Raw genomic sequence first — 11,514 nt, 5'->3', positions numbered from 1 at the left:
GTCAGGCCGCCGCGGCTTCCTGCGGCGTCGGCGTGCCGGTGCCGCGCTGGCGCCGCAGGCGGTTGGCCACCTCCAGCCAGGCCAGCGCGCTGGCCTCGATGATGTCCTTGGAGGTGCCGGTGCCTTCGTGTTCCACGCCTTCGTGGCGCACGCTCAGGCTGGCTTCGCCGCGCGCATCGGCGCCGATGCCGACACTGTGCACCTGGTAGCTGTCCAGCTCCAGCTTGACCCCGGTGGCGGCCGACAGCGCGCCGAACAGGGCATCGACCGGACCATTGCCCTGCGCGGTTTCGGCCACGCGGTTGCCTTCCGGGTCGGACAGTTCGACCAACGCGTTGGCGCGTCCGCCGACATCGGAAATGGTCATCGAGGCCAGGCGGTAGCCGTCGCTGGCCGCGGCATCCTGCATCAGCATCTGCAGGTCGGCATCGCCGACCACGCGCTGGCGCTCGCACAGGTTCTTGAACTGTTCGAACACCAGCTTCAGCTCGTCTTCCTCCAGCAGGTAGCCCAGCGCGCGCAGGCGCGCATCGACCGCGGCGCGGCCGCTGTGGCGGCCCAGCACCATCTGCGTGTCCGGCCAGCCCACGTCCTGCGGACGCATGATTTCGTAGGTGCCGCGGTGGCGCAGCATGCCGTGCTGGTGGATGCCCGATTCGTGCGCGAAGGCGTTGGTGCCCACCACCGCCTTGTTGCGCTGGACCGGCATGCCGATCAGGCGCTGCAGCAGCTGCGAGGTCGGCACGATGCGCGGGGTGTTGATGTTGGTGCCGAAGCTGTAGAAGGCATTGCGCACCTTCAAGGCCATGGCGATCTCCTCGATGGCGCAGTTGCCGGCGCGCTCGCCGATGCCGTTGATGCTGCCCTCGATCTGGCGCGCCCCGGCCTCGGCGGCGGCCAGCGAGTTGGCCACGGCCAGGCCCAGGTCGTTGTGGCAGTGCGCGCTGAAGATCACCTTGTCCGCGCCGCCGACATCGGCCACCCCGGCGATGACGCGGCGGAACATGTCGCCGATCTCCTCGGGCGTGGTGAAGCCCACGGTGTCGGGCAGGTTGATGGTGGTGGCGCCGGCGGCGATGGCCGTGCGTGCGACCTGGATCAGGTAGTCGATCTCGGTGCGGGTGGCGTCCTCGGCGGAGAACTCGACATCGTCGATGTAGCCGCGCGCCAGGCTCACGTGCTTGCGCACCGATTCCAGCACCTGCTCCGGACTCATGCGCAGCTTGTGTTCGCGGTGCAGCGGGCTGGTGGACAGGAACACGTGCAGGCGCGGCTTGGCGGCCGCTTCCAGCGCCTTGGCCGAGATCTCGATGTCGCCGGCCAGGCAGCGAGACAGCACCGCCAGGGTCGGCGTTCGCACTTCGCGGCCGATCAGCGCCATGGCCTGGCGGTCGGACTCGGAGCTGGCCGGGAAGCCGGTCTCGATGATGTCCACGCCCAGCTCGGCCAGGCCGCGGGCCATGACCAGCTTCTGCTGAGGCGACATGCTGCAGCCCGGGGACTGCTCGCCATCGCGCAGGGTGGTGTCGAAAATTCGTACGGTGTCGTTGGAGACGTTGGTGTTCATGCGATGGGTTCCTCTACGGCGACTGCCGTCCTGGTGGCAGCGAAGCGGCGGCGTGTTGTCTGGGATACGGTGGAGTCGGGAGGAAGCGGAAGGTGTTCGTCGGACTGGTCGGGACAGGCGATCAGGCGCCGTGGTGGATGGCGCGGCGGCGGCCGTGCGATCACACGCCACTGCGACATCACCCGGGCGCCGCCGCGAGGCGGCGTCGGCCGGGGGAAGCGGGCGGCATTTTCGCGCATGCCGGCTTGATCCGGGATGACGATGGCGCCAGCACGCGCATGCTGCGCACCTGCCACCCAGGCGCCCGCGGCGCGGCCGTGGGCGCGGTGCTGCAATGCGCAAGGCGCGCGCGCCGGGCCGACGGCGATGCCACGCGTCCACGCGCCGGCGGCGGCCGCCGTCATGGCGCCTACGTCAGGCAGGTCCATGGGATCGAATTCGGCGTGGGAGAAGCCACCCCCGGACGCCCTGGGCAATGGCCGTGCTCACGCCGCAGCCTCCAGCGACGCCTCGACCGGCGAGGCCTGGACCGACTCGCAGTCGTAGACCTTGGCCAGCTGGCGGCAGAGGGTTTCCACCGGGCGCGGGCTGTCCACCTCGATCTGCAGCGTCCAGCGGCCGTCGGCATCGGGCGTGGCGTGCAGGGCACGCGGGGCGAAGCCACGGCGCTCGACCATGCCGATCACCCGCACCAGCGCGCCCTCGGCCGGTTTCACCTTCAGGTCAAGCCGGTAGCGCATTGCCGCGTGCCTCCGTGGGGGTCTTGGCCGGGTTGGATTCCAGCATCGAGCTGTTGGCGTGGTTGGGCGGCACCAGCGGCCAGACGTTGGCCTTGATGTCGATGGCCACGTGCAGCAGCGCCGGGCCCGGGGTGGCCAGCAGCTCGGCCAGGGCCTCATCGACCTGCTCGCGCAGTTCGATGCGTCGGGCCGGGATGCCGAACACCTTGGCCAGCGCGGCGAAGTCCGGGTTGTCGGACAGGTCGATCTCGCTGTAGCGCTCGGCGAAGAACAGCTCCTGCCACTGGCGGACCATGCCCAGCGCGGAGTTGTCCAGCAGCACGATCTTCACCGGCAGCCGGCAACGGGCGATGGTGGTCAGCTCCTGCACGTTCATCATGAAGCCGCCATCGCCGTTGACCAGCACCACCGTGCGATCGGGGCAGGCGAACTGCGCGCCCATCGCCGCCGGCAGGCCGAAGCCCATCGTGCCCAGCGCGCCACTGGTCAGGTGATTGCGCGGATCGTTGAACTTGCAGTGCTGGGCGACCCACATCTGGTGCTGGCCGACATCGCTGGTGACGATGGTGTCGGCCGGGGCCACCTCGCTCAGCCGCTTCAGCAGCGCCGGGGCATAGATGTCCGTGCCCGGTGCGTCGTAGCGGAAGCCGAAGCGTTCGCGGTTGGAGGCGCACTTGGCCTTCCAGGCGTAACAGCTGCTGCGCGCGCCGCTCAGCGCGCGCAGACCGGTGGCGATATCGCCGGGCAGGGCGATATCGGCCGTGCGCAGCTTGGAGATCTCGTAGGCGTCGGCATCCAGGTGGATGACGCGCGCGAACGGGGCGAACTCGGCCAGCTTGCCGGTGGCGCGGTCGTCGAAGCGCGCACCGACCACGATCAGCAGATCGCATTCCTGCACCGCCATGTTGGCCGCGCGGGTGCCATGCATGCCCAGCATGCCCAGGTAGTTGCCGTGGTTGGCCGGCAGCGCGCCCAGGCCGCGCAGGGTCAGCACCGTCGGGATGCCACTGGCTTCGACGAAATGACGGAAGGCCTCCACCGCATTGCCCAGGGCGATCCCGCCGCCGCCGTAGACCACCGGCTTTTCCGCACTGGCGATGGCAGCCAGCGCCTGGGCGATGTCGGCATCGGCCGGCGCCGGCAGCGGATCGACCGGTGCCGGGACATGGTCGGGCAGGTGCGAGGCGTCGGTCACCTGCACGTCCTTGGGCAGATCGATCAGCACCGGGCCGGGGCGACCTTCGCGCGCGATGCGGAAAGCCTCGGCGAACACCCGCGGCAGCTCGTCCACGCTGCGCACCAGGAAGCTGTGCTTGACGATCGGCATGGTCATGCCGAACACGTCCAGCTCCTGGAAGGCATCGGTGCCGATCAGCGGCGTGGCGACCTGGCCGGTCAGGCACACCATCGGCACCGAGTCCAGCATCGCATCGGCGATGCCGGTGACCAGGTTAGAAGCGCCAGGGCCGGAGGTCGCCACGCACACGCCGACCTTGCCCGAGGCGCGCGCATAGCCGTTGGCGGCCAGTGCCGCGCCCTGCTCATGGCGCACCAGGATGTGCTTCAGCGATGAATCCACCAAAGCGTCGTAGAACGGCATGATGGTCCCGCCCGGATAGCCGAACAGCGTGTCCACGCCCTCTTGTTCCAGGGCGTGGGCGATCCAGCGGGCGCCATTGCGTGGGGCAGTGGCGGTGGCGGCGTTCATGCGGCTGCGGCCTGTTGGGATGTGGGCTTGGGCGCGTTGTCGGCCAGCCACACCATCTTGGCGCGCAGCTGCTTGCCGACCACCTCGATCGGGTGCTCCAGGTCGGCCTGCTTGAACTTCTTGTAGTTCGGCAGGCCCGCTTCGTACTCGGCCACCCAGTTCTTGGTGAAGGTGCCGTTCTGGATGTCGGTCAGCACGTCCTTCATGCGCGCCTTGGTGGAGGCGTCGATCACGCGCGGGCCGCTGACGTAGTCGCCGTACTGCGCGGTCTCGGAAATGAACTCCAGCATGCGGGTAATGCCGCCTTCGTAGAACAGGTCGACGATGAGCTTCAGCTCGTGCAGGACTTCGTAGTAAGCGATTTCCGGCTGGTAGCCGGCTTCCACCAGAGTCTCGAAGCCGGCCTGCACCAGCGAGGAGGCACCGCCGCACAGCACGGCCTGCTCACCGAACAGGTCGGTCTCGGTCTCTTCCTTGAAGGTGGTCTCGATCAGGTTGGCGCGGGCGCCGCCCAGGCCGCCGGCGTAGGCCAGCGCGTAATCCTTGGCCTTGCCAGACTTGTCCTGGTAGATCGCATAGATGCAGGGAACGCCGCGGCCGATCTCGTACTCGCGGCGGACCAGCGCGCCCGGGCCCTTGGGCGCGACCAGGACCACGTCCAGGTCCTCGCGCGGGGCGATCATGCCGAAATGAACGTTCAGGCCATGGGCGAACAGCAGGACCGCGCCCTGTTTCATATTGGCGGCCAGGACTTCGTCATACAGCTGCTTCTGCACCATGTCCGGGGTCAGTACGGCGACCAGGTCGGCGTCCTTCACCGCCTCGGCCGGGGTCTTGACGATGAAGCCGTCGGCCTTGGCCTTGCCCTCGGTCGGACCACCGGCACGCAGGCCCACGACGACGTCGAACCCCGAGTCGCGCAGGTTCATGGCGTGCGCACGGCCCTGGCTGCCGTAACCGACGACGGCGATCTTGGGCTGGGGAAGGGTGTCGGTGGTCGTGGTCATGTTGGCGTTTCCTGTGCTGGGGGTCGGTTGGTTGGGCGAAAAGTGCGTTTTGAAACTTTCTGGGGCCTGGAAGCAAAAAACCCCGCACTTCACAGTGCGGGGTTTCGTCGATCCGGGGTGTCTTGCTTATACGCCCGTTCGGCCCGCACGTGATGGCGAGGGAATAAGAACGAGTACGAGGAGCGCCGACGCGTCGATCGCGTGGCAGGTCTTCGTGCGTGGCGTGGAACTGATCATGCGGCGAGGAGAACATGCGCTATCGGGCCTGTCAACCACCGTGGCACCCTGCGACCGACGGGCGGCGCAAACCCGCATGATCACTGCACGGTTGCCACTGCAACGGTCGCGTTTGGAAGCAGTTTGGCTCTGCATGAATGCGGGTTGCGCGGGATTTCAGAATCGCGTCGGGGGTCCATGACACGCGCGGCAGCGATTCGGGCGTGGTGATCAGAAGCATCCTGTGGGAGCGGCGCCAGCCGCGAAGAGGGATTCCAGGAGCAGGCCCTTCGCGGCTGACGCCGCTCCCACAGGGCAACGCGCTTGCTGGTGGGTTCGTGTAGTCGGGTGCTGTCTGGACCCGCTGCCTGTTGGTCGGGGGAGGGGACCTAGCACCGGTATTGAGCGAAGAACCAAAAAAAAAGCCACCGGGGACCGGCGGCAGGAGAGAGAGACGTGTTCCTTGGAATAATGCCAATGCTGCCTATTCGAACTGTCAGCGCGATGGCGTCGTGTGACAGATCCATTGCCGGGCCGTGAAGCGTTCAGCTGATCCATCCAACGTTGAAGCCCGGGCGCTCCGGCCCGCCTCTGGCTGAAAACGTCATGGACATGACGCTGGGATGACGTGGCCGGCCTGCGCATCGGCGTTCCTGAAGATCCCAGCCCAGGTGCCGCTAACCCTCTCGATGATCCTGGGAGGGATTTGAGCCATGTCGGCCGTTCACATCGACACCGTGCACCACTTGACGCCAGCGGGGTTGGCGCAGGACCGCCAGCTACCGGATCTGCCGGTCGGCCTGCTGTGGGTGGACGCCACGGGCCTGGTCCAGGCCGCCAACGCCGAGGCGCACCGCGTGCTGGGCGCCGACGCGTCCCTGTTGCAGGCCAGCTGCGAGCGAATCTGGGGCCTGCCGCTGCGGGTGCTCGAAGAACAGGGGCAGTGGAACGCGCGGGAAGGCCAGGTGCGATACCGCGACAACGGTGCCGGCTGGTGGATCACCCTGGCACCGGCCCAGGCGCAAATAGATGCAGCGACCGAGCAGGACGACGGCACCCATGCCCTGCTGGCGGCCATCGCCGAGCCGCTGGCCGGGTGCGACCTGGACATCCGCTGGCCCACACCACTGCCGGCGCTGCCGGCGGCCAGCCGGCTGAATGCGGGGTTCGGCAGCCTGGCCGAGGCGATCCGGCAAGCCGTGGCGCTGGCGGTGGACATCGCCGGCCAGGTGCCGCATGTGCTGTCGACCAACGACGAACTCTCGCGTCAGTCGCAGTCGCAGGTCCGGGCACTGGAGGCAGTGATGGGAACCACGCGCGCGCTGCTGGACAGCCTGACGCTGGCGGGCGATGAGCTGCGCGAGGTCATCGCGGTGGCCGGCCAGGCCGATGCCAGTGCTCGCCAGGGCGTGCAGGCCGCCCATGCCTTGGGCGAGGCGATGCGTGAGGTGGAAGCACGCACGGCGCGCGCCGACGACATCATCGAGGTGATCGACAACGTCGCCTTCCAGACCAACATCCTGTCCATCAACGCCAGCATCGAGGCCGCCCGCGCGGGCGAGGCGGGCCGGGGCTTTGCGGTGGTGGCCCAGGAAATCCGCCGCCTGGCCGAGCGTGCCGGCGGCGCCGCGCGCGACGTGCGCGACATCATCGGCCAGACCAAAGCGGCCGCCGCGCAGGGGGCGGACTCGGCGCGCCAGACCGAGCAGGTGCTGGGCGGCATCGGCGAGCTGCTGCTGCGCGCCAGCGGCGCCATGGAATCGGTGGCCAACCGCGTCTCGGCGCAGGGCCAGGACATCGGCACCATGGTCACCGCGCTGGAGGATGTCTCCGGCCTGAGCCGCAGCAATCTGGACCATGCCGCGCAGGTGGTCGAACGCAGCGAGGCGCTGGGCCAGGCGATCGAGGACCTGCAGGATTGCGTGGGGTTGTTCCGGCTACCGGCCGATCCGATGCGGCACCCGCGTCATGCGCAGGTGCGCGCGGTGGCCACCGAGACGGCCGCCCAGATCGGCGCGGCGTTCGAGCACGCCATCGCCAGCGGCTGGATCAGCGCCGAGGACCTGTTTTCTGCCGACTACACGCCCATCCCCGGCACCAAGCCGGCCAAGTTCAGCACGCCCTTCGACGCGCTCTGCGACGAGCTGCTGCCCGCGCTGCAGGAACCGGCCTCCACCGCCGCGCCGTGGATCGTGTTCGCCATCAGCGCCACCCCCGAAGGCTACGTGCCTACCCACAACCTGCGCTTCAGCCAGCCGCTGACCGGCGATGAGGCCAAGGACCTGGTGGGCAATCGCACCAAGCGCATGTTCACCGACCGTGTCGGGCGCTCGGTGGGCGCGCACGTGGAGCCGTACAAGCTGCAGGTCTATCGCCGCGATACCGGGCAGATCATGTTCGACCTGTCAGTGCCGGTGTTCGTCGACGGCCAGCACTGGGGCGGCTTCCGTATCGGCTATACGCTGGAATCCTGAGGCGGGGCCGGGCGCCCGGGATCTGCCTGGGCGGCCTGTTCACGCGCGATCCATTGCTCGATCGCATGCCGGGCGCGGTTGGCACGCCGGCGTTGCAGGCGCGATTCCTCATCCAGCGCGCGGTACAGCCCGATGATGATCAGCGCCATCAGCACCGCGAACGGCAGGGCGGCCACGGTGATCATGCTTTGCAGCGCCTGCAGTCCGCCGGCCAGCAGCAGGACCGCGGCGATCAGCGCGATCGCCACGCCCCAGGTCAGCTTGCGCGACAGCGGCGGGTCGCCCGCCTCCGGACTGGACATGCTGGCCAGCACCAGCACCGCCGAGTCGGCCGAGGTCACGAAGAAGATGCATAGCAGCACCACGGCCAGTGCCGACAGCGCCTTGCCCAGCGGCAGGTGCTCGAACATCGAGAACAGCACGGTTTCATAACCGTCGCTGGCCAGGCCAGCGCTCAGGTGGGCGTTGCCGAACAGCTCCTGCCACAGTGCCGTGCCGCCGAAGCTGGAGAACCACAGGAAGCCCAGCAGGCTCGGCGCCAGCACCACGCCGAACACGAACTCACGGATGCGGCGGCCATAGGACACGCGCGCGATGAAGGCCCCCACGAACGGCGCCCAGGCGATCCACCAGGCCCAGTAGAAGATCGTCCAGGTGGCCACCCAGGTATCGCCGGAGAACGGCGACATGCGCAGGCTCATGTTCACCAGCTGGCTCAGGTAGGCCCCCAGCGAGGTGGTGAAGGTATCCAGGATGAAGGCGGTCGGCCCCAGCACCAGCACCGCCAGCAGCAACAGGCCCGCCAGGCCGAGATTGAGGTTGGACAGCCATTTGACGCCGCGTTCCACGCCCGAAGCCGAGGAGGTCATGTACAAGGCGAAGGCGATGGCGATGATGGCCAGTTGCAGGGTGGTGGAAGACTGGATGCCCAGCACCCGCTCCACGCCGGCGGCGATCTGGATGGTGCCGAAACCCAGCGTGGTGGCCACGCCGATGGTGGTGGCCACCACAGCGGCGATGTTGACCGCATGGCCGGCCCAGCCGCGATGGTGGCGGCCCAGGATCGGCTGCAGCAGGTCGCTGATCAGCCCGCGCCCGCCGCGGTTGAACTGGAACCACGCCATCGCCAGGCCGATCAGCGCATAGATCGCCCAGGGGTGCAGGCCCCAGTGGAAGAAGGCATAGCGCATCGAAGCGCGGGCGGCGGCCATGCTGCCCGGCTCCAGGCCTTCGGGCGGTTTGACGAAGTGCGACAGCGGCTCGGCCGCGCCCCAGAACACCAGGCCGATGCCCATGCCGGCGGCGAACAGCATCGACAGCCAGCTGGCGTTGTAGAACTGCGGCTCGGCATCCTCGCCGCCGATGCGCAGGTCGGCGAAGCGGCTGCAGGACAGGTACAGCAGGAAGACCAGGGTGATGAAGACGATCAGCAGGTACAGCCAGCCGGCACTGTGCACCGCCCAGGCCAGCCCCTGCTGCATCAGCGCATTGAAGGCCGAGGGCGCCAGGCCCGCACTGGCCACCAGGGCCAGGATCAGGATGAGGGAGAAACGAAAGACCATGCGGCCTCCTTACAGCGTCGTGAGGGTCGCGCCCGCGCGTGACCGCCGATGCGGCCGGTACCAGCCGCGAATCGGCACGCAGGCTAGCAATGCCGATGCAGTGGCGACGTGAGCGGCTTACTCCCTGTGCGACCAAGCAAAAAGCCCCGCCAGCTTGCGCGGGCGGGGCTGAGGATGGCGGGGTCGTCGGCGGGCCGGCCTGCGCCCTAGCTTCGGACTACTGCGCGCCTGGACCCAGGTTGCGGGCCAGGAACGCGTCCAGCGCACGATAGAAATCGATGCTGTTGTCCTCGTTGTAGAAGCCGTGTCCTTCCTTGGCATAGGTGTGCCACTCGGGCGCATTGCCGGCGGCAGTCAGGGCCGCGCGCATGGCCTTGGCATGGGCCAGCGGCGCGCGCTCGTCCTCTTCGCCATGGGCCAGCAGCACCGGAATGCGCAGCTGGGCCGCCTGGCGCGCGGGCGAGCTGGCCTGCAGCACGCTGGCATCATTGCCCAGCACGCGCTGTAGATAGCGGCGACCGGATTCGCTCTGCTGGATGTCGCCCTTGTCCTTCATCATCTGCAGGTCGTAGACCCCGGCGAGCCCGGCGGCGCACTTGAACATCCCCGGCGCGCGGATCGGCGCCATCATCGCCGAGTAGGCGCCGAAGCTGGCGCCGTACACGCATACGCGCGCCGGGTCGGCCATGCCCTGATCCACGGCCCAGCGCACGCCTTCGATCAGATCATCCTGGACACGCGTGCCCCACTGGCGGTGGCCGGCGCGCTCGAACGCGCTGCCACGACCGCCGCTGCCTCTAAAATTGACCTGCAGCACCAGATAGCCGCGGCTGGCGAGGAACTGCGCGTCGCTGTCGAAGAACCAGTCGTCCTCGACGTAGTGCGGGCCGCCATGGGGCAGCAGCACCATCGGCAGGCCACGCGCCTCGGTCACGCCCGGAGGCAGGGTGAGGATGGTGTCCAGCTTGACCCCGTCGCTGGTGGTGAACTGCATCGGCCGCCGCTCGCCCATGCGTTGCGGGTCGATGCCTTCGCGGCCGGTCAGCAGGTGCCGCAGCTTGCCTTCGCTCCGGCGCAGCAGATACCAGGCGCCCGGGTCGCGGTCGCTGTCCACGCGCAGCAGGATGACCTGCCCGTCCTTGCTCTGGTCGATGAAATCCACGCGCCGGCCCGGCAGTGCCTTGGACAGCGCCAGATGCAGTTGCGCGTCCGGCGATTCGGGCATCAGGTAGGTGAACTGCCCCAGGCCGCGTCCGGTGCGCACGGCGAAGGGGCGGTAGGGCGCGGCGGTCCACTGGGTGTCCTCCACTGCATGCGCCGCATCGGCGGCCAGCACCTTGCGGTTGCCGCCGGTCAGGTCGCTGCTGACGAACTGGGCAGGGCCGCCCTGCTGGGAGAAATAGCCGTAGGTCGTAGTGTTGTCCGGCGTGAAGGCCATGGGGATCCATTTGCCACCGACGCTGTCGAACGACACCGGGCTCCACTTGCCCTTGCCGTCGTTACCGAACAGCAGGGTGTTGTCGTCCAGGTCCACGCCGTAGGCGAAGCGCGGCACGCTGTCGTGGTCCAGGACGAATTCCAGGTCGGGGGTGTCCAGCTGGACGACCTGCTTGTAGACGGTAGTCTCGGTGTCCACGTCGTAGATGGAGGAGCTGCGCGCGTTCAAGGTGAGCTGGCGCATGTAGAAATGCCCGTTGCGCTGCTCGGGCACGCTGACGATCTGGCCAAAGCCCCGGTCCAGCCCGCCCGAGCGCGTGCGTTGCTCGTAGCCGTAGATGTATTTCTGCTGCGTGCCGTCGAAGTTGGTGGCGATGATTTCGCCGTTGGCATACGGCTTTTCCAGCGAGCCGCTGGCGCGTCCCTTGGCGATGACCAGCCGGGTGTCGCTGACCCAGACCACCTGCACCGGCAGCTCGTACTTGGGGAACTTCAGGTGCGCGGTCTGCACCATGTCCGCAAGCCGGTACACAGCCAGCGCGTAGTTGCCGTTGCCCAGTTCGGCGTTGGCCGAGAGATACTTGCCGTCGGGCGACAGGCGCGGTGAGCTCAGCTTGCTGAACCTGGCGAAGGCCTCGACCGGAACCCGGTCCGTGCCCATGGCAGTGCCCGTCACGCCGGCCACCAGCGCGGCCAGCACGATGCGTTTCCATCCGTGCATGCAATCCCCTGATTGTGTGTTTCCCCGACGCGCACGGTAGAGCAGGCCCAGGGCGCGCACAAGATGGCGTCCTGAGGGGATG

8 protein-coding genes are annotated in these 11,514 nt (G+C 68.3%); 1 reads left to right on the top strand and 7 read right to left on the bottom strand.

Annotated elements, in window-relative coordinates:
- Position 1 precedes the first annotated feature (1 nt).
- From EPA99_RS03180 to ilvC, 5 genes are read right to left on the bottom strand one after another with little or no spacing between them, the layout of a single operon-like run.
- A complete protein-coding gene (locus EPA99_RS03180; RefSeq protein WP_129469714.1) occupies positions 2 to 1,567 on the bottom strand; it encodes a 2-isopropylmalate synthase in 1,566 nt (521 codons plus the stop codon).
- The gene (locus EPA99_RS03175; RefSeq protein ID WP_129469713.1) at positions 1,564 to 1,995 is read right to left on the bottom strand and encodes a hypothetical protein; all 432 of its coding nucleotides are present in this window, start codon (positions 1,993 to 1,995) and stop codon (positions 1,564 to 1,566) included. The genes EPA99_RS03180 and EPA99_RS03175 overlap by 4 nt, the downstream gene beginning before the upstream one ends.
- Positions 1,996 to 2,052: 57 nt before the next feature.
- Positions 2,053 to 2,307 carry an ACT domain-containing protein gene (locus tag EPA99_RS03170; RefSeq protein ID WP_129469712.1) on the bottom strand — a complete coding sequence of 85 codons (255 nt, stop codon included), beginning with the start codon at positions 2,305 to 2,307 and terminating at the stop codon, positions 2,053 to 2,055.
- Positions 2,291 to 4,015: an acetolactate synthase 2 catalytic subunit gene (gene ilvG / locus EPA99_RS03165; protein WP_129469711.1), complete on the bottom strand. Its 1,725-nt coding sequence runs from the start codon at positions 4,013 to 4,015 to the stop codon at positions 2,291 to 2,293. The genes EPA99_RS03170 and ilvG overlap by 17 nt, the downstream gene beginning before the upstream one ends.
- Positions 4,012 to 5,022, bottom strand: a complete 1,011-nt coding sequence (gene ilvC, locus EPA99_RS03160) for a ketol-acid reductoisomerase (protein WP_129469710.1) — start codon at positions 5,020 to 5,022, stop codon at positions 4,012 to 4,014. The genes ilvG and ilvC overlap by 4 nt, the downstream gene beginning before the upstream one ends.
- Before the next feature lie 929 nt (positions 5,023 to 5,951).
- On the opposite strand from ilvC, the gene EPA99_RS03155 reads away from it, so the two are divergent.
- A complete protein-coding gene (locus EPA99_RS03155) occupies positions 5,952 to 7,712 on the top strand; it encodes a methyl-accepting chemotaxis protein (protein WP_129469709.1) in 1,761 nt (586 codons plus the stop codon).
- On the opposite strand, the gene EPA99_RS03150 is transcribed toward EPA99_RS03155, so the two are convergent.
- Complete coding sequence (locus tag EPA99_RS03150; protein WP_129469708.1) at positions 7,694 to 9,274, bottom strand: BCCT family transporter; 1,581 nt, start codon at positions 9,272 to 9,274, stop codon at positions 7,694 to 7,696. The two genes, EPA99_RS03155 and EPA99_RS03150, sit on opposite strands and share 19 nt — an antisense overlap.
- 217 nt (positions 9,275 to 9,491) lie before the next feature.
- Positions 9,492 to 11,432: an alpha/beta hydrolase family protein gene (locus EPA99_RS03145; protein WP_241688236.1), complete on the bottom strand. Its 1,941-nt coding sequence runs from the start codon at positions 11,430 to 11,432 to the stop codon at positions 9,492 to 9,494.
- Positions 11,433 to 11,514: the final 82 nt, after the last annotated feature.

The organism is Pseudoxanthomonas composti, assembly GCF_004122095.1.
Classification (GTDB): Bacteria; Pseudomonadota; Gammaproteobacteria; order Xanthomonadales; family Xanthomonadaceae; genus Pseudoxanthomonas_A; species Pseudoxanthomonas_A composti.
Note: the sequence above shows the minus strand (reverse complement) of the source record. Positions and strands in the feature narration are given on the sequence as shown.